Genomic DNA, 26253 nt, shown 5'->3' with positions numbered 1-26253 from the left:
GGCCGCACAGGCCCCCACGCCCGCTGCCCGACGCAGTCACCCGCCCCCTGCGGAGTCATCCGCCCTCGACGGAGTCACTCCACTCACGCGGACACGAGCACCCGGCCGAACCGGGCCTGGGTCAGCGCCTCCTGCGTGAGCACCGGCCGCGGCACCAGGATCCCGCAGTGCACACAGACCGGTCCCGCCGAGGGCTCGTGGTCCAGGCCGTACCGCCACACCAGCCGGGAACCGTCGCACACCGGGCACGTCGCACCCGGCTCACGCTCCAGCGCCGCGATCAGCCGGCGCAGCACCTCCGCCAGCGGCTCGTGCGGGTGCACCCGCGGGTCGTCGCACCAGGCGACCCCGAAACCGCCCCAGGTCATCCGGTGCCAGTCGTCCACGCTGCCCGGCCTGCGCAGCCCGTCGTGCTTCTCCTTCCTGCGCCGCTCGGCGAACTCCACCTCGTAGGCGAGCCACACCGACCGCGCCTCCTCCAGCTCGCCCAGCGCGGCCACGAGCCGCGCCGGGTCGGCCGACCTGTCCTCGGGCCCGAACCCCCACCGGGTGCACAAGTGGTCCCACGTCGCCCTGTGCCCGTAGGGCGCGAACCGCTCGAGGCACTTGCGCAACGAGTAGCGGCGTAGCGCCAGATCGCTCCGCGGATCACGTACCTGTCTCGCCAGACTCCGGAAACCGGCCATCGCCTTGCACCTCCGTCACACCTGCACCTGTACTTCGGTCACGTCGGCGTCGTCGTGCGGACGTCGCCGAATAGACGTATCGACACGCGATTCGGCTCCATCCGTTTTCCGATGCCTCCCATAAGCGCCTCCCGTCGGTCCCTCTACTTCCCCCGGACTCACGGGAGTTGACCTCCAAACTTGACGCATGTTCATCTTCAAACGCGGGGATACCGCCGGTAACATCCGGCCAACCCCCACGTCGGTAGGAGCCGCCCATGTCTTGGCGCACCCCACGAAGCACGCTGGACAGACTGAGAACTCCCCGCAGATTCCCCGGGTTCCTGAAGACGGCCTCGGTATGCGTCCTCGTTGCCGGGCTTTTGTCACCCTTTTCCCAAACCGCGGTGGCGGCCCCCGGCGCAACGGCGGCCAACGACCACTGCGGCGGCCAGTGTTCGGACATCCTGCCGCCCGGCGAGAACGGCAACGCCACCCTCGCCCAGATCCTGCTCAACCAGGCCTTCGGCACCCAGCCGAGCCATGCCGAGGACCAGCTGGGCCCCTACGCCAACCTGGCCACCGGCTACCCGTCCCTCACCACCGACAAGATCAACACGTTCTTCAACGACGGCTCCTTCGGCGTCCCCGCCGACCAGGTCGCCTCCACCCTCCAGCCGGCCGGCCGCACGGACGTCACCATCGTCCGCGACAAGAAGACGGGCGTGCCGCACATCACCGGCACCACCCGCTACGGCACCGAGTTCGGCGCCGGTTACGCCGCGGCCCAGGACCGGCTGTGGCTGATGGACGTCTTCCGCCACGTCGGACGAGGGCAGCTGACCTCCTTCGCGGGCGGCGCCCCCTCCAACCAGGGCCTGGAGCAGCAGTTCTGGCGCAACGCCCCGTACACCGAGGCGGAGCTGCAGGCCCAGATCGACCGGGCCGTCGCCGCCGCGGGGACCCGAGGCCGGCAGGCCCTCGCCGACGTCGACGCCTACCTGGCGGGCGTCAACGCCTACATCGACGCCTCCGACAGCGGCCGGTACTTCCCCGGCGAGTACGTCCTGACCGGCCACAAGGACTCCATCACCAACGCCGGCACCATCGAGCACTTCAAGGTCACCGACATGGTCGCGCTGGCCTCCGTGATCGGCGCGCTGTTCGGCTCCGGCGGCGGCGGTGAGGTGAACAACGCGCTCTCCCTGCTCGCCGCACAGGAGAAGTACGGCGCCGCGGAGGGCACCCGGGTGTGGGAGTCCTTCCGCGAACGCAACGACCCCGAGGCCGTCCTCACCCTCCACAACGGCGAGAGCTTCCCCTACGCCACCCGGCCCGACGACCCGCAGGGCGAGGCCCTGCCCGACGCCGGCTCGGTCACCGAGGAGCCGCTCGTCTTCGACCGCACCGGCAGCGCCGCCACGGCCGGTGCGAGCACCGCCTCGAGGACGGCCGTGAACAACGCCCTGTCCTCGGCCCGCCGGGGCATGTCGAACGCCCTCGTCGTCAGCGGCGCGCACACCGCGAGCGGTCACCCCGTCGCCGTGTTCGGCCCGCAGACCGGCTACTTCGCGCCCCAGCTGCTCATGCTCCAGGAGATCCAGGGCCCGGGCCTGAGCGCCCGCGGCGCCTCCTTCGCCGGTCTGAGCATGTACGTCGAACTCGGCCGCGGCCAGGACTACGCCTGGAGCGCCACCACGTCCGGCCAGGACATCATCGACACCTACGCCGTCGAGCTGTGCCAGGACGACCACCACTACCTCTACCGCGGCACCTGCACGCCGATGGACCAGGTCGAGCAGAAGAACGCCTGGAAGCCGACCGTCGCCGACGGCACCGCGGCCGGCTCCTACACCATGCGGGTGTGGCGCACCAAGTACGGGCCGGTGCAGTACCGGGCCACCGTGGGCGGCAAGAAGGTCGCCTACACCACCCTGCGCTCGTCCTATCTGCACGAGGCCGACTCCATCATCGGCTTCCAGATGCTCAACGACCCCGACTACGTCAAGGGGCCGAAGGACTTCCAGAGCGCCGTGCAGCACATCAACTACACCTTCAACTGGTTCTACGCCGACGCCGCGCACACCGCGTACTACAACAGCGGCGACAACCCGGTCCGCGCGAACGGCGTCGACGCCGACTTCCCGGTGTGGGCGCAGGCCGCCTACGAGTGGCGCGACTGGGACCCGGCGAGCAACACCGCCGCCTACACCCCGCCCTCCGCGCACCCCAACTCGCTCGACCAGGACTACTACATCTCCTGGAACAACAAGCAGGCCGCCGACTACGCCGCCGCGCCCTGGGGCGAGGGGTCCGTGCACCGCGGCGACCTGCTCGACGACCGGGTGAAGAAGCTGGTCGCGGCCGGCGGCGTCACCCGCGCGTCCCTGACCCGGGCGATGGCCGAGGCGGGCCTGACCGACCTGCGCGCCGAGGACGTCGTACCGGACCTGCTGAAGGTGATCGGCAGCGCCCCGGTGAGCGACCCGGCGGCCGCCGCGGCCGTCGAGAAGCTGCGCAACTGGCTCTCCTCGGGCGCCCGGCGCACCGAGACCTCCGCCGGGTCGAAGACGTACGCCGACGCCGACGCGATCCGCGTCCTGGACGCCTGGTGGCCACTGCTGGTGAAGGCCGAGTTCGAACCGGGCCTCGGCGCGGACCTGTACAGCGCCCTCAGCCGCAACCTGCCGATCGACGAGGCTCCCTCGGCCGGCCACGGCCCCACGGGGGCGCACGCCGGAAGCTCCTTCCAGTACGGCTGGTGGAGCTACGTCGACAAGGACGTCCGCGCGGTCCTCGGGGAGCCGGTGCGCGGCCCGCTGGCGCGGAAGTACTGCGGCGGCGGCGACTTCGGCGCCTGCCGTGACCTGCTCGTCAGCACGCTGAAGGAGGCAGCCGGCAAGACCGCCGCCCAGGTCTACCCGGGCGACGACCAGTGCTCCGCGGGCGACCAGTGGTGCGCGGACGCGATCGTCCAGCGCACCCTGGGCGGCATCAAGCACGGGAAGATCGGCTGGCAGAACCGGCCGACCTACCAGCAGGTCGTGGAGTTCACCTCACACAGGTGACGTCCTCAGGCGGCGGGCCGGGCGATCCGGCCCGCCGCCACCACGACCCGCGCCAGCTCGGGGTGCAGGATGTCGCCGTGCGCCCCGGCCGGCGGGCCGCCGTGGCAGACCACCGCCGCCGCGTCCACGTTCACACAGCCCGACGCGGGCAGCGGCCCGGACAGCGCCTCGGCGAGCGGCATCGCGCGCGTGCCGGGCACCGCCTGGACCCCGTCGTAGCCCATCGCGCCCCACTTCACGCCGAGCAGCTGCCCCACGCCGGACTCCTCCACCGCGCCTTGCGCGTCGCCCGCCATCCTCGACGCCAGCGGGTAGAACGTGCCGAGCGCCGTGTCGTGCCGGGAGTGACAGCACACCACGGGGCCGTCCACCCGGTGCTGCTGGCCCTGCAGCACCCCTCCCGCGCGCGGGTCGTAGGGCAGCCGGGAGGCGAACGCGTAGTGCGAGAAGGCGCCCTGCAGCAGGGTCACCGAGGCCACCGTGCGCACCCCCTCCGGCAGCCCGCGCAGCGCGAACGACACCAGACGCCCGCCGAAGCTGTGCCCCACCAGATGCACCCGCACCCCGGGCACGGCGGCGGCCAGCTCCCCGACGACCCGCCCGAGCCCGCGCTCGCCGACGGTCCCCGCGCGCCGCTTCATCGCGTAGTACGCCGCCTGCCGCAGCAGCTCATGGGCCCCGTCCCAGGGGTTGGGCAGCGAGAACCCCTCCGCGCCCGCCAGCGCTCCCGCGAACTCGGCGCACACCTCGGCGGCCGGCCGCGTGAACATCACCGGCTCGTCCTGCGGCACCCCCTCCGCCACCGTGTCGGCGGCGAACAGCGCCTGCGGGCCGGGCGCCACGACCTCCACCAGCAGCCGCACCAGCCGTCCGAACTCCGCGAGTTCGGCCTCGTCGCCCGGCTGCTGTTCCAGCAGCCTGCCGATCTGCTCGACGATGGGCGCCCGCCCGGGGAAGCTCTCCAGCAGCGCGTGCCGGGTGTCCTTGTCGAGCGCCGGGCGGCGCGGCGGCTCGGCGGCGAGTGCCCGCGGGAAGTTCGGGATCGGCTCGTCGGAGAACCGCATCGACGGCCAGATCACACCCACGTAGCCGGTCCGCGCGCCCGGCGTCAGCTCCGGAAAGGGCGCGAAGAAGTGGCTGTAGAGCCGGGTGGCGCCGGTGCGGTCGCTGTTCCAGCCGTGCGCGAAGACCACCAGGTCCCGCACCCGGCGCTCGGCCACCTGGGCCAGCAGCCGGTCCCGCTCCGCGCGGTCGACGTCGCCGTCCGCGTCGAAGGTCAGCTCCCAGTACGGCGTCACACTCATCGCCGGCTCTGCCATGACGGACTCCTTCGTCCCCCCATGCGCTGCGCGTTGTGGCGCATCGTCCTGCGAAAGGGGCAGATTGGCCATACGTCACGGCACCACCCGTTCGACGGGTTTTCCCCGGGTACGGGTGGTTCACCGCCGCGCCTTCGTCACCGGTCCGGCCCGGCCACCGGAACGGCTCGGCCACCGGAACGGCTCGGCCACCGGTCCGGCCCGGCCACCGGAACGGCTCGGCCACCGGAACGGCTCGGCCACCGGTCCGGCCCGGCCACCGGAACGGCCGTCTCACCGGTACAGCAGATACCGCTCCCGCACCCGCCGGAAGGCGGCCAGCTCGTCCTGCCAGCCCGCCACCACCGTGTCCGTGTCGGCGCCCGCGTCGATCGCCGTGCGCACCGCGGTGGAACCGGTCAGCTTGTCGATCCAGTTGTCGGAGCGCCAGGCGAAGCCGCCGAAGACCTGCTTGGCGGTCACCAGCAGGGCGATGCCGGTGCGCACCGGGTCGAAGGCCGCCCGGTCGTGCACATGGATCTGCACGCCGCCGATCGTCTTCCCCTGGAACTTGGAGAACGTCGGCGCGAAGTACGCCTCCCGGAAGCGCACCCCCGGCAGACCGAGGTCGTTCGCGGCCGCCGCCCAGCGCCCGTCGACGCCCTCGGCGCCCAGCAGTTCGAAGGGGCGGGTCGTGCCGCGTCCCTCGGAGAGGTTGGTGCCCTCGAACAGACAGGTGCCGGAGTAGACGAGCGCCGTGTCCGGCGTCGGCATGTTCGGGCTCGGCGGCACCCACGGCAGCCCCGAGGTGTCGTAGAACTCCGTCCGTTTCCAGCCGGTCATCGTCACCGTCTCCAGGGGCACCGGCGCGGTCAGGAACTCGCCGTTGAACAGCCGGGCCAGCTCCGCGACCGTCATGCCGTGGGCCTGCGCGATCGGCTGCCGGCCGACGAAGGTCGCGAACTCCCTGTGCAGCACCGGGCCGAGCGCGGCGCGCCCGGTGACCGGGTTGGGCCGGTCCAGCACCACGAACCGCTTCTCCGCGAACCGGGCGGCCTCCATGCAGTCGTAGAGCGTCCAGATGTACGTGTAGAAGCGGGCGCCCACGTCCTGGATGTCGAAGACGACCGTGTCCACGCCTGAGGCGATGAACACGTCGGCGAGCGGCCGGCCGCTCTTGAGGTAGGTGTCGTACACCGGCAGCCCGGTCGCCGGGTCGTCGTAGCGGCCCTCGGAGCCGCCGGCCTGGGCGGTGCCCCGGAAGCCGTGCTCGGGCCCGAAGACGGCCCGCAGGTCGACGCGGGGGTCGGCGTGCAGGACGTCGACGATGTGGCGGGCGTCCCGGGTGACGCCGGTCGGGTTGGTGACGATCCCGACGCGCTGTCCGGCCAGCGGCGCGTAGCCGTCGTCGGCGAGGCGCTCGAAGCCGGTCCGTAACCGCCTGCGGCCCGAGGCCGCGGCGGCAGGGGGAGCGGCGGCCAGTGACGTCGCCGCGGTCGTTGCTGCTAGGAGGGCTCGTCTGGAGAGGCGCATGGGGTGCACGGTAGGCGCTCCGGCCGCTCGTGGGGAGAGTGCGGGCGGCGGCGGGCCGCCCGCGTCGCCCGGGTGACCCGCCGTGCCCTTCCCCTCGACATACCGACCGGTTAGTGTGGCCGCACCGGGGGAGCCGAGCCGCGTCGAAGGAGACCGATGGTGCAAGCCGTTCAGGGAGCTGGAGTGGTCGTCACGGGGGCCGGAGGCGGAATCGGGGCCGCGCTGGCCCGCCGCTTCGCCGCCGAGGGGGCCCGGGTCGTCGTCAACGACCTGGACGCCGCGAAGGCGCGGGCCGTCGCCGACGAGATCGGCGGCACCGCCGTCCCCGGCGACGCCTCCGCGATCGTCGAGGCGGCCCTGGACGCGCTCGGCACGGTCGACGTCTACTGCGCCAACGCCGGCGTCGGCTCCGGCGGCTCGGAGGCGGCCGAGGAGAGCGTCTGGGAGCTCGCCTGGGACGTCAACGTCATGGCGCACGTGCGTGCGGCCCGCGCCCTCCTGCCGGGCTGGCTGGAGCGCGGCAGCGGCCGCTTCGTCTCCACCGTCTCCGCCGCCGGACTGCTCACCATGATCGGCGCCGCCCCCTACAGCGTCACCAAGCACGGCGCCTACGCCTTCGCCGAATGGCTGTCGCTGACCTACCGCCACCGCGGCGTCAAGGTGCACGCCATCTGCCCGCAGGGCGTGCGCACCGACATGCTCTCCGCCACCGGAAGCGCCGGCGACCTGGTCCTGAAGCCCACCGCGATCGAACCGGACGACGTCGCCGACGCGCTGTTCAAGGGCATCGAGGAGGACCGCTTCCTCGTCCTTCCGCACGCCGAGGTCGCCGGGTACTACCAGGCACGGGCCGCCGACCCCGACCGCTGGCTGGCGAACATGAACCACCTCCAGCGCAAGTGGGAGGCGGCCCAGTGACCGATGCGCGCTACGCGGCCAAGCCCTGGCTGGCCCTCCTCAGCGATGCCCAGAAGGCCCCGGTCGAGCCGGCCGACTCCCTGGTGCACGCCCTGCGCCGGGCCGTCGCCGAGACCCCGGAACGCACCTTCCTCGCCTACTTCGACGGCCGGCTCTCCTACCGCGAGGCGGACGCGCTCAGCGACTCCGTCGCCGGGCACCTCGCCGCGCGCGGCCTGGAGCCGGGGGAGCGGGTGGCGGTCCTGCTGCAGAACTCGCCGCACTTCGTGCTCGCCGTGCTGGGCGCCTGGAAGGCCGGCGCGGTCGTCGTCCCCGTCAACCCGATGTACAAGTCCGGCGAGGTGTCCCACATCCTGCGGGACGCCGAGGTGGCGGCGCTGGTGTGCGCCGACCGGGCGTGGGAGGCGTATCTGCGCGACACGGCCGCGGACTCGCCGGTGCGGATCGCGCTGACGGCGTGCGAGCTGGACTTCCAGACCGAGAACGACGCGCGCGTGCTGTCCTTCGAACGGCTGCCGAAGGCCCCGGACGCCGACGACCTGACCGCCGTCGCCCGCGCCGGCCACCGCGCCCCCGACGGCCGCGATCCCGCACCCGACGGCATCGCCCTGATCAGCTACACCTCCGGCACCAGCGGCACCCCCAAGGGCGCCACCAACACGCACGGCAACATCATGTACAACGCCGAGCGGCAGAGCACCGGGCTCGGCCTGCCCGAGGAGCCCGTGTACTTCGCGCTGGCGCCGCTGTTCCACATCACCGGCATGGTCTGCGAGTTCGGCGCCTGCCTGAACAGCGGGGGCACGCTGGTGCTGGCCTACCGCTTCGAGGCGGGCGTCGTCCTCGACGCGTTCGCCGCGCACCGCCCGCACTACACCGTCGGCCCGTCGACGGCGTTCATGGCGCTGGCCGCCCACCCCTCCTGCACGCGTGAGCACTTCGCGTCCTTCACCGTCATCTCCTCCGGCGGTGCCCCGCTGCCGCCGGCGCTGGTGGAGAAGTTCCGGGCGGGCTTCGGCCCGTACATCCGCAACGGCTACGGCCTCACCGAGTGCACCGCCCCCTGCGCCTCCGTCCCGCCGGGCCTCCAGGCGCCCGTCGACCCGGCTTCCGGGACCCTCGCGGTCGGCCTGCCCGGCCCCGACACCGTCGTGCGGATCGTCGACGAGCGCGGCGAGGACGTGCCGTTCGGCGAGCAGGGCGAGATCGCCGTCCGCGGGCCGCAGGTCGTGCCCGGCTACTGGCGCCGCCCCGACGCCACCGCCGAGACCTTCCCCGGCGGCGAGCTGCGCACCGGCGACATCGGCTTCATGGACGAGCAGGGCTGGCTGTACGTCGTCGACCGCAAGAAGGACATGATCAACGCGTCCGGTTTCAAGGTGTGGCCGCGCGAGGTCGAGGACGTGCTCTACACCCACCCGGCCGTCCGTGAGGCCGCCGTGGTCGGTGTGCCGGACGGCTACCGCGGCGAGACCGTGCGGGCCTACATCAGCCTGCGCCCGGGCGCCGAGACCGACCCGGGTGAACTCGCCGCGTACTGCAAGGAGAGACTGGCCGCCTACAAATACCCTCGGCAGGTCGAGATCCTGCCCGACTTGCCGAAGACGGCAAGTGGCAAGATCCTCCGTCGGGAACTGCGTTCCCGCGCGCGAGACAGCCAGTAGACACACCGAAAGGCAGGTGGCGGCAGTGCCCAGGACGACGGACAAAGACGGCACCCCGGTGCCGCAGCGGCTCCTGGCCGCCGCCACCCGGCTCTTCGCCGAGCAGGGATACGACCGCACCTCGGTGCAGGAGATCGTGGAGGCGGCCGGCGTCACCAAGGGGGCGCTGTACCACTACTTCGGCTCCAAGGACGACCTGCTGCACGAGGTGTACGCGCGCGTGCTGCGCGTGCAGCAGGAGCGGCTCGACCACTTCGCCGGGCTGGACGCGCCGGTGGACGAGCGTCTGCGCGGCGCGGCGGCGGACGTCGTCGTGACCACCATCGAGAACCTCGACGACGCGTCGATCTTCTTCCGGTCCATGCACCACCTCAGCCCGGAGAAGAACAAGCAGGTGCGCGTCGAGCGCCGCCGCTACCACGAACGCTTCCGCGCGCTCATCGAGGAGGGCCAGCGCGAGGGCGTCTTCTCCACGGCGACCCCGGCCGACCTCGTCGTGGACTACCACTTCGGCTCGGTCCACCACCTGTCGACCTGGTACCGCCCCGACGGCCCGCTCACCCCGCAGGAGGTCGCCGACCACCTGGCCGACCTGCTGCTGCGCGCCCTGCGCCCATGACCTGACGACCGGCCCCGTCGGGAACCGCGTCCGACAGCGGGCCGGCCGTCGCCGGTGGGCGAGCGGATGCCCCGGCGCGGTGATCAGCGCCAGCTCCTCCTGCCGGGCGGCGTACGCGACGAGGCCCTCAGGCAACTCCCGCGCGTCCGGCGCGAGGACGCGTCCGACGCGAGGAAGGCCGGATCCAGCTCCCCCGCCCGCAGCGCGCCGGTGCCATGCGGGAGCGGCGCCGATACACCGGGTGCCCGTCGACGCCGTCCGCAGGTCGTTCGTGGCTGGTCGCGCAGTTCCCCGCGCCCCTCGAGGGGTGCGGGGAACCGGCGGTCATCAGGGCGCCGTACCGCTGGGCCCTCGGCCGGCTGTGAGCCCGCGCAGCTCAGGCGTACTTCTTCAGCTCCCGCCGTGCCAGTGAGCGCTGGTGGACCTCGTCCGGGCCGTCCGCGAGCATCAGGGTGCGGGCGCTCGCGTACAGCTCGGCCAGCGGGAAGTCCTGGCTCACGCCGCCCGCGCCGTGGAGCTGGATCGCCCGGTCCAGGATGCCGACCACCGCGCGCGGCGTGGCGATCTTGATGGCCTGGATCTCCGTGTGGGCGCCCCGGTTGCCGACGGTGTCCATCAGCCAGGCCGTCTTCAGCACCAGCAGCCGCAGCTGCTCCACGGTCACCCGGGCGTCGGCGATCCAGTTCTGGACCACACCCTGCTGCGCCAGCGGCTTGCCGAAGGCGGTGCGGCCCACGGCCCGCTTGCACATCAGCTCGATGGCCCGCTCGGCCATGCCGATCAGGCGCATGCAGTGATGGATACGGCCGGGGCCGAGCCGGGCCTGGGCGATGGCGAAGCCGCCGCCCTCCTCGCCGATCAGGTTGGCCACCGGCACCCGCGCGTGGTCGAAGATCACCTCGGCGTGGCCGCCGTGCGAGTGGTCCTCGTACCCGAATACCTGCATCGCACGCTTGACGGTGACGCCCGGGGTGTCGCGCGGGACCAGCACCATGGACTGCTGGCGGCGGATGTCGGCGCCGTCCGGGTCGGTCTTGCCCATCACGATGAAGATCTTGCAGTCCGGGTTCATCGCCCCGGAGATGTACCACTTGCGGCCCGTGACGACGTACTCGTCGCCGTCCCGCTCGATGTGCGTGGTGATGTTGGTGGCGTCGGAGGAGGCCACCTCCGGCTCGGTCATCGCGAACGCCGAGCGGATCTCCCCGGCGAGCAGCGGCTCCAGCCACTGCTTCTTCTGCTGCTCGTCTCCGAACTGCGCGAGCACCTCCATGTTGCCGGTGTCCGGCGCGGCGCAGTTCGTCGCGGGGGGCGCGAGATGCGGGGAGCGGCCGGTGATCTCGGCGAGCGGCGCGTACTGGAGGTTGGTCAGGCCGGCGCCGTGCTCCCCGTCCGGCAGGAAGAGGTTCCACAGGCCCTGGCGGCGGGCCTCGGCCTTGAGGTCCTCGACGACCCGCGGGGTGTCCCACGGCGAGGCGAGCGCGGCCCGCTGCTCCTCGGCCACCGCCTCGGCCGGGTACACGTACTCGTCCATGAAGGCGAGCAGTTTCGCGCGCAGTTCCTCGGTGCGTGCGTCGAACGCGAAGTCCATGGCCTACTCGCCCTTCTGTAGAGTCGTCAGTCCGTGCTCGATGAAGACCGGGACCAGTTCGCCGATGCGGTCGAAGCCGCGGCCGACCGTCTGGCCCAGGGTGTAGCGGTAGTGGATCCCCTCGAGGATGACGGCGAGCTTGAACCACGCGAACGCCGTGTACCAGTCCACCTCCGACACGTCGCGCCCCGAGCGCGCGGCGTACCGCTCGATCAGTTCCCGTGGCGCCGGGTGGCCCGGGGCCTGCGCGGTGGTGGAGACGGGGGAGTCCGGCATCCCCAGCGGCTGGCTGTACATCACCAGCAGGCCCAGGTCGGTGAGCGGGTCGCCGAGCGTGGACATCTCCCAGTCGAGCACCGCCCTGATCTCGTCGGCACCTTGTTCCGGCTCGCTCGCGGCGCCGACCAGGACGTTGTCCAGCCGGAAGTCGCCGTGCACGACCGTCGGCGCGGGGGAGCGGGGCAGCTCCCGGCCGAGTGCGGCGTGGAGCTCGTCGATGCCGGGCAGCTCGCGGTTGCGGGAGGCGTCCAGCTGCTTGCCCCAGCGGCGCAGCTGCCGGTCGAGGAAGCCCTCCGGGCGGCCGAAGTCGCTGAGGCCGACCTCCTCGGGGTCCACGGCGTGCAGGTCGACGAGGGTGTCGACGAGCGAGAGCACCACCTGCCGGGTGCGCTCCGGACCGAGCGGCGCGAGCTGTTCGGCGGTGCGGTACGGGGTGCCCTCGACGAACTCCATGACGTAGAAGGGCGCGCCGAGCACCTCCTCGTCCTCGCACAGCAGCAGCGGCTCGGGCACCGGCACCTTCGTCGGGTGCAGGGCGCTGATCACCCGGTGCTCGCGCCTCATGTCGTGCGCGGTGGCCAGGACATGGCCGAGCGGGGGCCGGCGCACGACCCACTGCCGCGTGCCGTCGCCGACCAGATAGGTGAGGTTCGACCGCCCGCCCTCGACCAGCCGGCCGGTCAGGGCACCGGTCACCAGGCCGGGCCGCTCGCGCTCCAGCAGACCGCGCAGCCGGTCGAGATCGAGTCCGGGCGGGTGGTCGGGGCTCATCGTCGCTCCTACAGGCAGGTGAACGTGACATCCCCATCATGCTGACCGGTCGGTATGTCGTCCAGTGCCCGGGCCGAACGTGACCGGTGCCACGATAGCCAACCGCCCCCGCCGCGCACCCCCCGCACGCGTGGTCCAGCCGGGCTTGCGCGGCGCCCGGGGACCCCGGAGGGTCGGTGCCATGAAGGCGATCAGCTACAGCCGGTACGGCGGACCCGAGGTGCTGGAGTACGGGGAGGTGCGCGAGCCCAAGCTCGGCCCCGACTCCGTGCTGGTGAAGGTGCGGGCGGCGGCGGTGAACCCGGTGGACTGGAAGTGCCGCGAAGGCTATCTCGACGGCATGTTCGACACCGTCTTCCCGGTGGTGCCCGGCTGGGACGTCTCCGGCGTGGTCGTCAGGCCCGGTGTGTCCGTCACGGAGTACGCGGAGGGCGACGAGGTCATCGGGTACGTCCGTGAGGACTTCCTGTGCCGCGGCACCTTCGCCGAGTACGTGGCCGCGCCCGTGCGCACCCTCGCCCGCAAGCCCCGCGGCCTCTCCTTCGAGGAGGCCGCCGGGCTGCCGTTGGCCGGGCTGACCGCCTATCAGGTGCTGGTCAAGGCGCTCGGCGTCAAGCGCGGCGAGACGGTGCTGGTGCACGCCGCGGCCGGCGGCGTCGGCTCGATCGCCGTCCAGCTCGCCCGGCACTTCGGCGCCCGGGTGATCGGCACGGCGAGCGAACGCAACCACGACTTCGTGCGGGCGCTGGGCGGCGAACCGGTGAGCTACGGCGAGGGGCTGGCCGACCGGGTGCGGGGGCTGGCCCCCGAGGGCGTGGACGCGGCCTTCGACACCGTCGGCGGCGACGCCCTCCAGGCCTCCGTGGCCCTCCTGAGCGCCGGCGGCCGGCTCGCCTCGATCGCCGACCCGGACGTGCTGACCTACGGCGGCCGCTACGCGTGGGTGCGTCCCGACGCCGACGACCTGCGCAAGCTGTCGGACCTGGCCGACCAGGGCGTGCTCTCCGTGCACGTCGACGCGGCCTACCCGCTGGAGCGCGCGGCGGACGCCCACCGCCACAGTCAGGAGGGCCGCACCCGCGGCAAGATCGTGGTGACGGTGGCCGAGGACGCCTGAGGTACCGGGGCTCGAAGCGGCCTCCCGGCCACCGGCGCCGCCGCCGGCAAGCACGGCGGACGCAGGCGTCAGAGCTCCGGCACCGGCGAGGGAGGCTGCCGCCCGGCTCAGAGCATCGGCATCGGCATCGGCACCGGCGTGGATGGCTGATGCCCGGCTCAGAGCACCGGCACCGGCGTGGATGGCTGCCGCCCGGCTCTGAGCATCAGAGCACCGGCACCGGCGTGGACGGCTGGCGCCCGGCTCAGAGCACCAGCGCCGTCGCGCACGCCGCCATCGCCACCGTGCACAGCACCGCCGCCGACGCCAGCCGGGCCGGCATCGGCCGGGGGCGGCCCGTCGCCGCCAGCAGACGGATGCGGTGATGGGCGACGAGCAGGAAGCCCACCCACAGCACACAGCACAGCGCCCCCGCGACGACACCGCCCGCCGTCGCGCCGCCGTGCAGCGTGGCCCTCACGGCGAGCACGGCCGCGACCGTGCACGCCAGCGTCGTACGACGCCAGGCGAGGCGGGTCCGCTCGGGTTGCAGCCCGGGGTCCCGCTCGTCGCTCGCGTCGGCCGCCGGACGGGCACCGCTCACCCCGCCCACCCGATGAGCACGACGACGACCATCGCCACCGCGACCACGGCGACAACGAGGCTCAGCACCACGGGGAACCGGGACACCGGCAGGTCGTCCCCGCGGCGCATGGCCCGCTCGCAGCGCACCCAGTGGTTGACGGCCCGCAGCGCGCACAGCACACCCGCCCCGAGCAGCGCGAGCGCGAGCCCCACGCGCCAGCCCCAGCGCAGGTCGGGCAGGAACTGGTCCACCGCGAACCCGCCGCCGATCAGCGCGAGCGCGGTGCGCAGCCACGCCAGGAAGGTGCGCTCGTTGGCCAGCGAGAACCGGTAGTCGGGCGTCCCGCCCTCCTCCCGCACCCGCTCCGGTGCGAACCACAACCGGACGTTCCGTACGAGTTCGATCACGTGCAGGACCCTATCCCCACGGCCGGCGCCACCCGCTCAGTGCGCTGAGCGATGCTCCGTGAGCCGCTCGTACGCCGCCATGCCGTCCGGCACCCACTCCCACTCGGTGAGCCGCCCGCGCAGCTCGTCCTCGGTGAGGAAGGCGTACCAGGCGACCTCCTCCACCTGCGGCCGCACCGGCAGCTCGCAGCGGACCTCGTACACCGCCGACCACCAGGTGCACCCGGCCCCGTCGTCGTAGAGGAACTTGAACAGGTACGTGGGGCGGGGGAGCCCCGTCACGCCCAGTTCCTCCTCGGCCTCGCGCAGCGCGGCGTCGTCGTAGGACTCGCCCGCGCCGACGACTCCGCCGACGAACATGTCGTACCGGGAGGGGAAGACCAGCTTGGTCGGGGTACGGCGGTGGACGAAGACGCGGCCGTCCGCGTCCCGGGCCTGGATGAAGACGCACCGGTGGCGCAGCCCTCCCGCGTACGCCTCGCCGCGCGGCGACTGCCCGATGACCTGGTCGTTCTCGTCGACGATGTCGAGGATCTCGTCAGCAGGGTTCATGGAGCCATCCAAGCAGGCCCTCCGGGCTCCCGGCGGCACCCGGCCCCGGCCCCAGTGGCACCCGGTCCCCACCCGGGTGGGCCACCGGCAAAGCGGCCGGCCCTCGCACTCCCCGGGGACCTTGGCGGGCGGCCCTTCCCGGCGCGCCACGTCATGGAGCGCGCGCACGGACCTGGCGCAGCTCGTGGTGTGAAGGGGGCCGCCATGAGGATGCTCGCCGGGCTCGCCCAGGTCTGACGGGTCCCTGCGTGTGTCGCGGCCCGGCCACGCGCCGAGCCCGCGGCCGACCCCGGCCGCGGGCTCCGCGTGAGGGACCGTCAGCCCCGCGGGGACTCAGCGTCCCTGGAGCGCGTCCACCCGTTCCTCGCCCGCCGTGCCCTGCGGCAGGCACGGGTGCAGGCCCAGCAGGACGATGCCCGCGACGATCGCCGCGAGGCCCGCCGCCTCCCAGGCCAGCGCCCCTGTGTCGGTGTGCAGCCGGTCGCCGAGGAAGCCGACGCCGCAGGCGATCCCGGCCAGCGGCTGGGCGGCGGTGAGCGCGGGCAGCGACATGCGCAGGGGAGCCGTCTCGAAGGCGCTCTGGACCAGGACCAGTCCGGTGATCCCGAGCGCCAGCACCGCGTACGGCTGCCAGCCGGTGAGCAGTGCGGCGAGGCCGCCGTCGGCGAAGCGCTGCCCGCTGACCCGGGTCAGGGCGTCCTGGACGCCGTAGAGCAGACCGGCCGCGAGGGCGAGCAGGACCGGACCCCAGCTCAGCCGGGAGCGTTTGGCGCAGGCGGCCAGCAGCAGCGCCGCACCGGTCATCACGCCGATGATCACCCAGTGGCGCACCGGATCGGTCACCGCGCTGCCGCCGCGCGGCTGACCCGCCAGGATGAACGCGCTGACCCCGCCCGCCAGCAGGGCCAGACCCGCCCACCCCTGGCGGCCGAGCGGCTGCCGGGTGCGGCGCCGGGACAGGGCGAGCGCGAAGAGCAGATTGGTCGCCAGCAGCGGCTCGACCAGGGACACCTCGCCCCGGCCGAGCGCGATCGCGCCGAGGACCATCCCGGCCACCATCAGCGCGAGCCCGCCCAGCCAGCTGGGCACCCGCATCAGGTTCAGCAGCAGCCGGGGCGAGAGGAAGTCACCGAGCGGAGCCCGTTGCGCGGCGCTCTGCTGAAGGACGAAACCAAAACCCAGACAGCACGCGGCACTCACGGCGAGAACAAGAACCAGAACCGACACGCTGCGTCCCTCGATCGTCCGGCCGGGTCACGGGGTCGTGAGGCCCGACTCTAACGTCCCGGGACTCACGGCGCCCCCGGAGTACGCGGAACGGTCCCTTGCGTATGCCCCCGCCAGGGCGTTCCAGTCCGGACCCGGCGCGCCGTCCGGCCGTACCACCCGGGCGCCCCCCCCGGCCGGTCACGGCGGCACAACGGCACAAGCGGGCGCGGCGTGCGCCCGGCCTACGCGCGCCGGCGCCGCCCCACCGCTCAAATCCCGCCAACCACCGGTCAGTTGACGCGTGTCATCGGCCCGTCGGCCCTTGACGCGCCTCACCCGTGGACGGTTGGCTGTGCGTGATCGCACGGTGGCAGGTGCATGCCCGTCCGTGGAGGAGCCCGACCAGCCCTCCGACAGCGGACCGCCATCACGCACCAGGAAACACGGAACACGAGGTAGCCCCGCGGTGCCCCCACCCCCGCCTCCCCTGGGCCGCGCCCGCAGGCGCGCCGCCCACGCCTTCGACGCCGCCCTCGACGACGCCGAACTCGTCGCCACCCGCGCCGCGCTGGCGCAGGGCCGGTGGCAGTCCGCGCGCTCGCTGCTGGCCCTCACCGGTGACGACCACGACCGCCGCGGCCACCGCGTCGTCGTCCTGGCCGCCGAGTCCTACAGTGCCGCCTGGGCGAAGGACTGGCTCCTCGCCGAACCCGACTCCGTCGACGCCGCCGTACTGCTCGCCGCCGCCCGCGTCCAGCGCGCCCTGCGCGGCAAGGACAAGCCCGACGCCGCCCGCGAGGCCTGCCACACCGCCGCCGCGCTCGCCCCGGCCGACCCCACGCCCTGGCTGGCCCTGCTCCTGCTGGAACGCACCCACGGGGACGACACCGCGGTCGTCCGCACGTTCGAGCACGTGCGCGCCCGCCACTCCGACCACCACCACGCCCACCACCTGATGGTCGCCCGGCTCGCCGAGCGCCGCGCCGACCTCGGCCCCGACCCGCTGCACGAGGTGTACGACTTCGCCGCCTGGGCCGCCGAACAGGCACCCGCCGACTCCCCGCTCGCGATGCTCCCCGTCATCGCCCACGCCGAGCGCTACCGGGTGCTCGCCACCGCCGGCCGCGTCTCCGCCGACCCGCCGGCCTCCGGCCACTGGACCGACCGCCGCGCCCGGCAGGTGATGAAGGCCGCCTTCGACTGGTGGCTGGAATGGGAGCACGAGGGCCACCCACGGCGCCTGGTCGACCTCAACCACCTCGCCCACGCCAAGGTCTGCGAGGGCCGCGGCGCCGAGGCCGCCGCCCTCTTCCACCGCATCGGCGAGCACGCCACCCCCGCGCCCTGGTCCTACCCCGACCGCGACCCCTACGCAGCCTTCCGCGCCGCCCGCGACCGCGCCCTCGGAACCGGCTGACACGTCCCCGCACGGCCCCCCGGGGCCCCCGCCCCGCGAGGCCCCCGCCCCCGAAAGGACCCCGCATGACGACCGGCAGTCCCCGCACCACCAGACCCGCCGCCGACGGCATCAGCACCTACCTCGGCCCGGACCGGGCCCTGCGCGCCGACCGCCTGGGCACCGCCGGTCTGCTGCTCTCCGTGCTCGCCGCGACCGGCCCGCTCATGGTCGTCGCCGGTGTCATGCCGACGACGTACGCGGTGATGGGCATCGTCGGCCAGCCGCTGCTGTTCGTCGCGCTCGGCGCGGTCCTGATCCTGTTCAGCGTCGGCTACGCCGAGATGAGCCGGCACGTCCACAACGCGGGCGCCTTCTACGCCTACATCGCCCGCGGCCTCGGCGGCACCGCCGGCGCCGGCGCGGCCCTGGTCGCCCTCGTCGCCTACAGCGCCCTCCAGGTCGGCATCTACGGCATCTTCGGCTTCGAGGTCTCCGGGCTGCTCGCCACCTACGCCGACGTCACCGTCGCCTGGTGGATACCGGCGCTGCTGGCGGTCGCCGTCGTCGGAGCGCTCGGCTGGCTGAAGATCGACGTCAACGCGCGCGTGCTCGGCGTCCTCCTGGTCATCGAGGTGGCCCTCGTCGTGATCTTCGACGTCGCGGCGATCTCCGACCCCGGCAAGGAGGGTCTGTCCCTGCACGCCTTCGACCCCGGCACCCTCACCGGCGCCGGCGTCTCGACCGCCCTGTGCTTCTGCATCGCCGCCTTCACCGGCTTCGAACAGGCGCCCGTCTACGCCGAGGAGACCAGCCGCCCGCACGTCCTGGTGCCGCGCGTGATGTTCCTCGCCGTCGGCTCCGTCGCCGTGTTCTTCGCCATCAGCTCCTGGGCGCTCACCGTCGCCACCGGCCCCTCCGCGATCGTGGGCACCGCTCAGAAGGAGAGCGCCGGACTGCTGTTCACGCTCACCGAGTCCCGGCTCGGCGCCACCTTCACCGACGTCCTGCACGTGCTGTTCGTGACCGGCATGTTCGCCGCCACCCTCAGCTTCCACAACGTGGTCGCCCGCTACGCCTTCGCCATGGGCCGCGAGGGCCTGCTGCCGCGCGCCTTCGGCCGTACGACCGGCGCGAGCGGCGCACCCGGCACCGGCTCGCTGCTCCAGACCGCCGTGTCCGCGGCCGTCGTGATCCTCTTCGCCGCCACCGACGGCAAGCCGGCGGGCGACCCCACCGCGCCGGTGCTGCACCTGTTCACCTGGTGCGGCAACCTCGGCGCCCTCGGGGTGATCCTGCTGATGGCCGCCGCGTCGCTGTCCGTGATCGTCTTCTTCGTCCGGCGCGGCGCCGCCCGCGCCCAGGGCTGGCGGCTGCTCACCTCCGCGCTGGCCGGGCTCGCCCTGCTGGTGCTCGCCGGGTACACCGTCAAGGACTTCGACGTCCTGGTCGGTGCCGGCCCCGGCTCCGCCCTCAGCTGGGCGCTGCCCGCCGTGATCGGCCTCGCCCTGGTCGCCGGGCTGGCGCAGGGCCTGCTGCTGCGCTCGCGCAACCCGCGGGCGCACGCCCGCATCGGCCTCGGCAACGAGGCGTTCCAGCTGGACAAGGCGGCCGCCACGGCCGCACCCGGCGAGCAGTGATTACGGAAGACTGACGAGCACCCGTGAACCCTTCACCTCAGGGGCCGCGGGTGCTCGAATGAAGAGGTGAACCCCGAACCACGACCGCCCGGGACGCCCGACGAGGAGGGCCGCCCGATCGGCCGCCGCGTCCTGCTCGGCACCCTGGGCCTGGGCGCGCTGGGCCTGCTCACCGCGCCGGCGCTGCAGAGCGGCCTGGAGTCCCTGTCCAGCGGCGACCCCACCGGCCTGACCGGACTGCTGCCCAACGGCGGCGGCTTCCGGTACTACTCCGTCGCCGCGTCGGTGCCGCACCTCGGCGCCCGGGACTACCGCCTCACCGTGAACGGGCTGGTCGACCGCCCCCGCAGCTACACCCTGGCCGAGCTGCGGGCCCTGCCGCAGACCCGGCTCGTCAAGGACGTCCAGTGCGTCACCGGCTGGCGGGTCCCCGGCACCGCCTTCCAGGGCGTCCCGCTGTCCCGGCTGCTGGACGCCGCCGGAGTGCGCCCCACCGCCCGGGCGGTCCGCTTCACCTGCTTCGACGGCACCTACAGCGAGTCCCTCACCCTCGCCCAGGCCCGCCGCCCCGACGTGCTGGTGGCGCTGCGCATGCAGGACAAGGACCTGGTCCACGCCCACGGCGGCCCGGTCCGCCTCTACGTCGCCCCCATGTACTTCTACAAGTCCGCCAAGTGGCTCTCCGGCATCACCGTCACCGACGAGGTCCGGCCCGGCTACTGGGAGGAGCGCGGCTACGACGTCGACGCCTGGGTGGGCCGCTCGAACGGACGTGACGATGAGCCTACGAGCTGACGCCCCGGCGGCCCCGGCCACGGGGCAGGTGCGGCGCTTCAGCCCAGCCGAACGCTGGATCCACCGCACGACGGCCGCCCTGATGGGCGTCTGCGTGGTGACCGCGGCCTTCCTGTACGTCCCGCAGCTCGCCGAAGTCGTCGGCCGCCGCGAGCTGGTGGTCCGGGTCCACGAGTGCGCCGGCCTCGCCCTGCCGGTGCCGGTGCTGCTCGGCCTCGCCTCCCGGGCCTTCCGCGCCGACCTCGGCCGGCTCAACCGCTTCGGCCCGCACGACCGCCGCTGGCTGCGCGCCGCCCTGCGGCGCGACAAGCGGCACGCGTCGCGCCCGGCGGGCAAGTTCAACGCCGGCCAGAAGATCTACGCCGCCTGGATCGCCGGGGCGACGCTGGTCATGCTCGGCACCGGGCTGCTGATGTGGTTCACGCATCTCACCCCGCTGAAGTGGCGTACCAGCGCGACCTTCGTGCACGACTGGCTGGCGCTGACCATCGGCGTCGTCCTGGCCGGCCACATCGGTATGGCCCTGGGCGATCCGGAGGCCCGCCGCGGGCTGCGCACGGGTCTGGTCGGCCGGTGGTGGGCGGAACGCGAACACCCGCTGTGGCGCCCGTAGGCCACAGCGGGTGTGTCGTCATCGGTAGTGCTGGAGCCCGGTAGGACGCCTGTACGACCCCTGTGGGCCCCTATATGACCAGGGAGAGCAGCAGGACCAGGCCGCCCGCGACCACCGAGATGATCGTCTCCATGATCGACCAGGTCTTGATGGTCTGGCCGACGTTCAGCCCGAAGTACTCCTTCACCAGCCAGAAGCCGGCGTCGTTGACATGGCTGAAGAAGAGGGAGCCCGCGCCGACGGCCAGGACGAGCAGGGCCGCGTGCGTGGTCGACATGTCGGCAGCCAGCGGCGCGACCAGGCCGGCCGCCGAGACCGTGGCGACGGTCGCCGAGCCGGTCGCCAGCCGGATCGCCACGGCGATCAGCCAGGCCAGCAGCAGCGCCGGGATGTTCCAGTCCTTGGAGATGTCGAGGATCATCTGGCCCACGCCGGTGTCGATCAGCGTCTGCTTGAAGCCGCCGCCCGCGCCCACGATCAGCAGGATGCCGGCGATGGGCGCGAGACCCTTCTCGACCAGCGGCGAGACACGGTCCTTGCCGAACCCGGCGGGCCGCAGCAGCGTGAAGATGCCCACCAGGACGGCGGCGAGCAGGGCGATCAGCGGCGAGCCGACGACGTCGAAGATCCGCTGCACGGTCTTGTCGGGGTCGTCGACGGTGATGTCGACCAGCGCCTTGGAGAGCATCAGGACGACCGGCAGCAGGATCGTGGCCAGCGTCGGGCCGAAGCCCGGCCGCGTCTCGAGGTCCTCCGAGGCGCGCTGCGGGATCATCCGCTCCGGCGCCTGGACGTCCACCCAGCGGGCCGCGACCTTGGAGAACAGCGGACCGGCGATGATCACCGTCGGGATGGCGATCAGCACGCCGAGCGCCAGCGTGACGCCGAGGTTGGCCTTCACCGCGTCGATCGCGACGAGCGGACCGGGGTGCGGCGGGACCAGACCGTGCATCACCGACAGACCGGCCAGGGCGGGGATGCCGATCCGCATCAGGGAGTAGTTGCCGCGCTTGGCGACCATCAGCACGACCGGGATCAGCAGCACGACGCCGACCTCGAAGAACAGCGGCAGTCCGATCACGGAGGCGATCAGCACCATCGCCCACGGCATCGCCCGCCCGCCGGCCTTGGCCAGGATCGTGTCCACGATCTGATCGGCGCCGCCGGAGTCGGCGAGCATCTTGCCGAGGATCGCGCCGAGGGCGATCAGTACGCCCACACCGGCCACCGTGGATCCGAGCCCGGTGGTGAAGCTGGCGATGGCCTTGTCGAGCGGCGCCCCGGCGACCGCGCCGAGGACGAGCGTGCCGAGCGTCAGGGACAGGAACGCGTGGAGCTTGAACTTGGTGATCAGCAGGACGATGACGGCGATGCCCGCCAGCACGGCGATGCCCAGCTGGGCGTGGCCGGCCGAGGTGATCGGCTCGACTTTGTCCGCTGCCAGCATCTCGACGCTGAGTCTGGTCACGGGGGTTTCCCTTGCGGTTACGGGGATGGGGGAGGGAACGGGTGCCGGCGGCCCTTCCGGTGGAAGGGCCGGGACGGGACCCCGGGGGAGGGGGGTTGGGGGGTTACCGGGCCGTCGGCTCGGGCAGCGCGGCCAGAGCGGACACGGCCCGCTCGGTGATCTGCTCCGGGCTGCCCTCGACGTCCACCTCGACGCCCGCCTCGTCCGCCCCGAGCTGCTGCAGCGTGGCGAACTGGGAGTCGAGCAGTGCCGTGGGCATGAAGTGACCCTGGCGGTGCGCCATCCGGTCGGCGATGAGGGTGCGGTCACCGGTCAGGTGCACGAACACCAGCCCGGGCGCGGCGGCCCGCAGCCGGTCGCGGTACGACCGCTTCAGCGCCGAGCAGCTGACCACCCCGCCGAGCCCTGCCCGGCCGTCCGCCCAGTCGCCGATGGCGTCCAGCCACGGCCACCGGTCGGTGTCGGTGAGCGGAACGCCGGCCGACATCTTGGCGATGTTGGCCGCGGGGTGGAAGTCGTCGCCTTCGGCGTACGGGACGCCGAGCCGGGCGGCCAGCAGGGGACCGATGGTGGTCTTGCCGGTGCCTGCCACGCCCATGACCACGACGACGTGGGGGGTGTTCATCGCTGCCTCGCTGTCTTCGTCGACACGTTGATGCCGGGCTACTGAAACCCATTAGGTACGACGAATTCAAGAGTCTGTGACAAATAAGTCTGACTTTTTGTTCCCGTGATCCGGCCCGTACTCTGTGTGCATGACCACTCCGGGCCGGGGTCTGCACGGCCATGTACTGGACACCCTCGGCCCCGCCATCACCGCGGGTGAGTACCCGCCGGGCAGCGTCCTGCGCACCGACGAGCTCGCGCAGCGCTTCGACGTGTCACGCTCCGTGATGCGCGAGGCGGTACGGGTGCTGGAGTCGATGCACCTGGTGGAGTCACGCCGGCGGGTGGGCGTGACCGTCCGCCCGAAGGCCGAGTGGAACGTCTACGACCCGCAGGTCATCCGCTGGCGACTGGCCGGCGCCGACCGGCCCCACCAGCTGCGCTCACTGACCGTGCTGCGCTCGGCCGTCGAACCGGTCGCGGCCGGCCTCGCCGCCCGCAACGCCACCCCCGAGCAGTGCGCCGAACTCACCGAGTGCGCCCTCGGTATGGTCGCCAACTCCCGCGGCCACCGGCTGGAGGGCTACCTCCTCCACGACGTGGCCTTCCACCGGGTGATCCTCACCGCCTCCGGCAACGAGATGTTCGCCCGCCTCGGCGACGTCGTCGCCGAGGTCCTCACCGGCCGCACCGAGCACGAGGTGATGTTCGAGGACCCGGACCCGGCCGCCGTCACGCTCCACGTCCGGGTCGCGGAGGCGGTCCGCGCGCGCGACGCCGAACGCGCCGAACAGCTGACCCGGGAGATCACAGTGGGCGCGCTGCAGGAACTGGACATCCTGGCGCCCTGAAGGTCAGACGTCGGGGAAGTCCCCGTCGACGTACACCCACGCCCCGTCGACCCGTTCGAAACGGCTGTGCTCCGTCAGGGAACCGCCCCGGTAGGAGGCGCGGAACGTCACGGTCCCGGTGGAGTGGAAGGCCGAGCCGTCGCTCGTGGCGAGGATCTCCAGCCCCGTCCAGCGCATCCCGGGATCCAGATCGAGCCGCCCGGGCCGGGTCCGCGGATGCCAGGTGCGCAGCAGATAGCCGGGATCGCCCTGCACGAAGGCGCTGTAGCGCGAGCGCATCAGCGCCTCGGCCGTCGGCGCGGCCGCCTCGCCGCGGTGGTAGCGGCCGCAGCACGCGGCGTACGGCTCCGGCAGACCGCAGGGGCAGGAACGCGTCGTCATGTCCGCCATTGTGCCCGGTCGCCGAGGGGCGGGAGAACGCCGAAGGCCCCTGCTGAGCAGGGGCCTTCTCGCTGTGTCCGAGGGGGGACTTGAACCCCCACGCCCGATAAAGGGCACTAGCACCTCAAGCTAGCGCGTCTGCCATTCCGCCACCCGGACAAGGTGTCTGTCGTGCGGGGTTTCCCTCGCGGCGACGACATAAACATTACCAGGCTTTCCGGGGTGGCCGATCACCCCCCGGTGCGGCCGTCGTCACGTGAACGGGGTGTGACGGGCCGGGACCGGTCTTGGGCCACGGCGGGGGGCGGGGGGAGGATGAGGGGGACCACCAGCAACGACACCGCAGTGACACCGGGAGGAAGCAGCGTGAGCGAGACGGACACCGCCAGGGGCGTCACCGGCGAGGACGAGGTCGTGGACCTCTGCCGCGAGCTGATCCGGTTCGACACCAGCAACTACGGCGACCACTCCGGCCCCGGTGAACGCAAGGCGGCCGAGTACGTCGCCGAGAAGCTCGCCGAGGTCGGCCTCGAGCCGAAGATCTTCGAGTCCCACCCCGGCCGCGCCTCCACGGTGGCCCGCATCGAGGGCGAGGACCCGTCCCGGCCCGCGCTGCTCATCCACGGCCACCTCGACGTCGTACCGGCCAACGCCGCCGACTGGACCCACGACCCCTTCTCGGGAGAGGTCGCCGACGGCTGCGTCTGGGGCCGCGGGGCGGTCGACATGAAGGACATGGACGCGATGACGCTCGCCGTCGTGCGCGACCGGCTGCGCTCCGGGCGCCGCCCCCCGCGCGACATCGTGGTCGCCTTCCTCGCCGACGAGGAGGCGGGCGGCACCTACGGCGCCCGTCACCTGGTCGACCACCACCCGGACCTCTTCGAGGGCGTCACCGAGGCGATCAGCGAGGTCGGCGGTTTCTCCTTCACCGTCAGCGAGCAGCGGCGGCTGTATCTGATCCAGACGGCCGAGAAGGGCATGCACTGGATGAAGCTCACCGTGGCCGGCACCGCCGGGCACGGCTCGATGATCCACCGGGACAACGCGATCACCGAGCTGAGCGAGGCCGTCGCCCGCGTCGGCCGCCACAGGTTCCCGGTGCGGGTGACCAAGACGACCCGCGCCTTCCTGGACGAGCTGGGCGACGCCCTCGGCACCGAGCTGGACCCGGAGGACATGGAGTCCACGCTCGCCCGGCTCGGAGGCATCGCCAAGCTGATCGGCGCGACCCTGAGCAACACGGCCAACCCGACCCAGCTGAACGCCGGTTACAAGGTCAACGTCATCCCCGGCGAGGCCACCGCGCACATCGACGGCCGTTTCCTGCCCGGTCACGAGGAGGAGTTCCTCACCGACCTGGACCGGCTTCTCGGCCCGAACGTCCGCCGCGAGGACGTGCACGCCGACAAGGCCGTCGAAACCTCCTTCGACGGCGCGCTGGTGGAGGCCATGCAGTCCGCGCTGGTCGCCGAGGACCCGGCCGCCAAGGCGATCCCGTACATGCTCTCCGGCGGCACCGACGCCAAGTCCTTCGACGACCTCGGCATCCGCGGGTTCGGCTTCGCGCCGCTCAAGCTGCCGCCGGAGCTGGACTTCGCCGGGATGTTCCACGGCGTCGACGAGCGAGTGCCGGTGGACGGGCTGAAGTTCGGTGTACGGGTGCTCGACCGCTTCATCGACGCGTCCTGAAAAACCCTGCCGAATCAGGCCGTTGAATTCGGGCGTACGTGCGGCAAGCACTGAGAAGAGTGAATGCGACGATACGCTCGTAGCCTCATTACACCCTCCTCGTTACAGGTGATGCGGTCCGCAACACTGGGACCGCTTTTGCCAACAAGGAGGAATAATGATCAAGAAGGTCGTCGCTGCTGCGGCTGCCACCGGTGGACTGGTTCTCGCGGGCGCGGGCCTCGCCGTCGCCGACGCCGGTGCCCAGGGTGCCGCCGTGAACTCCCCGGGCGTCGTCTCCGGCAACGTCATCCAGGTGCCCGTGCACGTCCCGGTGAACGTGTGCGGCAACACGATCAACGTGATCGGGCTCCTGAACCCCGCCTTCGGCAACACCTGCGTCAACGACTGACGTCCCCTTTCCGGGGGTTGGTCCTTCGCGGGTCGGTCCTCTGAGGGTCGTCCACACCGTCGGCCCCGGAGCGCGCGCCATGCGCTCCGGGGCCGTTCGGTCTTTTGCGCGTTTCACAATGCGACTTGATCTGCGAGTTGATGTGCGAGACATCGCGGAAGGCA

At 72.6% G+C, this 26253-nt stretch carries 24 protein-coding genes and 1 tRNA gene; 12 read left to right on the top strand and 13 right to left on the bottom strand.

The annotated features are described in order from the left end of the window. Positions 1-83 precede the first annotated feature (83 nt). Positions 84-686, bottom strand: a complete 603-nt coding sequence (locus tag AB0E88_RS07975) for a hypothetical protein (protein WP_361625630.1) — start codon at positions 684-686, stop codon at positions 84-86. 257 nt (positions 687-943) lie between these two features. Here AB0E88_RS07975 and AB0E88_RS07970 point away from each other — a divergent pair, with 257 nt between their 5' ends. After that, positions 944-3733: a penicillin acylase family protein gene (locus tag AB0E88_RS07970; RefSeq protein ID WP_361625627.1), complete on the top strand. Its 2790-nt coding sequence runs from the start codon at positions 944-946 to the stop codon at positions 3731-3733. Between the two features lie 5 nt (positions 3734-3738). Here the strand turns inward: AB0E88_RS07970 and AB0E88_RS07965 are convergent, their stop codons facing one another. Together AB0E88_RS07965 and AB0E88_RS07960 are read right to left on the bottom strand one after the other, a co-directional pair. Next, positions 3739-5052 carry a serine-threonine protein kinase gene (locus tag AB0E88_RS07965; RefSeq protein ID WP_361625624.1) on the bottom strand — a complete coding sequence of 438 codons (1314 nt, stop codon included), beginning with the start codon at positions 5050-5052 and terminating at the stop codon, positions 3739-3741. Positions 5053-5325: 273 nt separating this feature from the next. Further along, positions 5326-6564, bottom strand: a complete 1239-nt coding sequence (locus AB0E88_RS07960; protein ID WP_361625621.1) for a DUF1343 domain-containing protein — start codon at positions 6562-6564, stop codon at positions 5326-5328. A gap of 156 nt (positions 6565-6720) precedes the next feature. Here AB0E88_RS07960 and AB0E88_RS07955 point away from each other — a divergent pair, with 156 nt between their 5' ends. From AB0E88_RS07955 to AB0E88_RS07945, 3 genes are read left to right on the top strand one after another with little or no spacing between them, the layout of a single operon-like run. After that, positions 6721-7482, top strand: coding sequence for an SDR family oxidoreductase (locus AB0E88_RS07955; RefSeq protein WP_361625618.1), 762 nt, complete (start codon positions 6721-6723; stop codon positions 7480-7482). Next, on the top strand, positions 7479-9146 hold the full coding sequence (locus AB0E88_RS07950; RefSeq protein ID WP_361625615.1) for an AMP-binding protein: 1668 nt from the start codon (positions 7479-7481) through the stop codon (positions 9144-9146). Before AB0E88_RS07955 ends, AB0E88_RS07950 begins: the two co-directional genes overlap by 4 nt. Before the next feature lie 25 nt (positions 9147-9171). Next, positions 9172-9765 (top strand): TetR/AcrR family transcriptional regulator, encoded by a 594-nt coding sequence (locus AB0E88_RS07945; protein ID WP_361625612.1) that lies wholly within the window; start codon positions 9172-9174, stop codon positions 9763-9765. A 376-nt stretch (positions 9766-10141) separates the two neighbouring features. Here the strand turns inward: AB0E88_RS07945 and AB0E88_RS07940 are convergent, their stop codons facing one another. Together AB0E88_RS07940 and AB0E88_RS07935 are read right to left on the bottom strand one after the other, a co-directional pair. After that, positions 10142-11356, bottom strand: coding sequence for an acyl-CoA dehydrogenase family protein (locus AB0E88_RS07940; RefSeq protein WP_361625609.1), 1215 nt, complete (start codon positions 11354-11356; stop codon positions 10142-10144). A 3-nt stretch (positions 11357-11359) separates the two neighbouring features. Continuing rightward, positions 11360-12406 carry a phosphotransferase family protein gene (locus AB0E88_RS07935; RefSeq protein ID WP_361625606.1) on the bottom strand — a complete coding sequence of 349 codons (1047 nt, stop codon included), beginning with the start codon at positions 12404-12406 and terminating at the stop codon, positions 11360-11362. Positions 12407-12587: 181 nt separating this feature from the next. Here AB0E88_RS07935 and AB0E88_RS07930 point away from each other — a divergent pair, with 181 nt between their 5' ends. Further along, entirely contained in the window at positions 12588-13523 is a 936-nt protein-coding gene (locus AB0E88_RS07930) for an NADP-dependent oxidoreductase (protein WP_361625603.1), read from the top strand. Between the two features lie 244 nt (positions 13524-13767). Here the strand turns inward: AB0E88_RS07930 and AB0E88_RS07925 are convergent, their stop codons facing one another. The 4 genes from AB0E88_RS07925 to AB0E88_RS07910 form a co-directional block, all read right to left on the bottom strand. Then, entirely contained in the window at positions 13768-14106 is a 339-nt protein-coding gene (locus tag AB0E88_RS07925; protein WP_361625600.1) for a DUF202 domain-containing protein, read from the bottom strand. Further along, positions 14103-14495, bottom strand: a complete 393-nt coding sequence (locus AB0E88_RS07920) for a DUF202 domain-containing protein (protein WP_361625597.1) — start codon at positions 14493-14495, stop codon at positions 14103-14105. The genes AB0E88_RS07925 and AB0E88_RS07920 overlap by 4 nt, the downstream gene beginning before the upstream one ends. 36 nt (positions 14496-14531) lie before the next feature. After that, positions 14532-15047, bottom strand: a complete 516-nt coding sequence (locus tag AB0E88_RS07915; RefSeq protein ID WP_361625594.1) for an NUDIX domain-containing protein — start codon at positions 15045-15047, stop codon at positions 14532-14534. Between the two features lie 333 nt (positions 15048-15380). After that, positions 15381-16274, bottom strand: coding sequence for a DMT family transporter (locus tag AB0E88_RS07910; protein ID WP_361625591.1), 894 nt, complete (start codon positions 16272-16274; stop codon positions 15381-15383). Positions 16275-16722: 448 nt separating this feature from the next. On the opposite strand from AB0E88_RS07910, the gene AB0E88_RS07905 reads away from it, so the two are divergent. The 4 genes from AB0E88_RS07905 (at position 16723) to AB0E88_RS07890 (ending at position 20700) form a co-directional block, all read left to right on the top strand. Further along, positions 16723-17673, top strand: coding sequence for a hypothetical protein (locus AB0E88_RS07905; RefSeq protein WP_361625588.1), 951 nt, complete (start codon positions 16723-16725; stop codon positions 17671-17673). A gap of 65 nt (positions 17674-17738) precedes the next feature. Next, complete coding sequence (locus AB0E88_RS07900) at positions 17739-19292, top strand: APC family permease (protein ID WP_361625585.1); 1554 nt, start codon at positions 17739-17741, stop codon at positions 19290-19292. A gap of 66 nt (positions 19293-19358) precedes the next feature. Beyond that, positions 19359-20087, top strand: coding sequence for a molybdopterin-dependent oxidoreductase (locus tag AB0E88_RS07895; RefSeq protein WP_361625582.1), 729 nt, complete (start codon positions 19359-19361; stop codon positions 20085-20087). After that, positions 20071-20700: a cytochrome b/b6 domain-containing protein gene (locus AB0E88_RS07890; RefSeq protein WP_361625579.1), complete on the top strand. Its 630-nt coding sequence runs from the start codon at positions 20071-20073 to the stop codon at positions 20698-20700. The genes AB0E88_RS07895 and AB0E88_RS07890 overlap by 17 nt, the downstream gene beginning before the upstream one ends. Before the next feature lie 70 nt (positions 20701-20770). Here AB0E88_RS07890 and AB0E88_RS07885 read toward each other — a convergent pair whose 3' ends face one another. Next, entirely contained in the window at positions 20771-22168 is a 1398-nt protein-coding gene (locus AB0E88_RS07885) for a gluconate:H+ symporter (protein WP_361625576.1), read from the bottom strand. A 103-nt stretch (positions 22169-22271) separates the two neighbouring features. Continuing rightward, the gene (locus tag AB0E88_RS07880) at positions 22272-22793 is read right to left on the bottom strand and encodes a gluconokinase (RefSeq protein ID WP_361625573.1); all 522 of its coding nucleotides are present in this window, start codon (positions 22791-22793) and stop codon (positions 22272-22274) included. A 130-nt stretch (positions 22794-22923) separates the two neighbouring features. Here AB0E88_RS07880 and AB0E88_RS07875 point away from each other — a divergent pair, with 130 nt between their 5' ends. Then, positions 22924-23625 carry a FadR/GntR family transcriptional regulator gene (locus AB0E88_RS07875; protein ID WP_361625570.1) on the top strand — a complete coding sequence of 234 codons (702 nt, stop codon included), beginning with the start codon at positions 22924-22926 and terminating at the stop codon, positions 23623-23625. A gap of 3 nt (positions 23626-23628) precedes the next feature. Here AB0E88_RS07875 and AB0E88_RS07870 read toward each other — a convergent pair whose 3' ends face one another. Then, positions 23629-24006, bottom strand: a complete 378-nt coding sequence (locus tag AB0E88_RS07870; RefSeq protein ID WP_361625567.1) for a YchJ family metal-binding protein — start codon at positions 24004-24006, stop codon at positions 23629-23631. Positions 24007-24080: 74 nt separating this feature from the next. After that, positions 24081-24165, bottom strand: a tRNA-Leu gene (locus AB0E88_RS07865). A 207-nt stretch (positions 24166-24372) separates the two neighbouring features. Between AB0E88_RS07865 and AB0E88_RS07860 the strand changes: the two genes are divergently transcribed. Together AB0E88_RS07860 and chpH are read left to right on the top strand one after the other, a co-directional pair. Then, complete coding sequence (locus AB0E88_RS07860) at positions 24373-25698, top strand: M20/M25/M40 family metallo-hydrolase (protein ID WP_361625564.1); 1326 nt, start codon at positions 24373-24375, stop codon at positions 25696-25698. 157 nt (positions 25699-25855) lie between these two features. Next, a complete protein-coding gene (gene chpH / locus AB0E88_RS07855; RefSeq protein ID WP_361625561.1) occupies positions 25856-26089 on the top strand; it encodes a chaplin ChpH in 234 nt (77 codons plus the stop codon). Positions 26090-26253: the final 164 nt, after the last annotated feature.

Origin of the sequence: Streptomyces sp. NPDC028635 (assembly GCF_040637635.1) — a bacterium.
Classification (GTDB): Bacteria; Actinomycetota; Actinomycetes; order Streptomycetales; family Streptomycetaceae; genus Streptomyces.
This window is presented reverse-complemented; position numbering and strand designations above follow the sequence as displayed.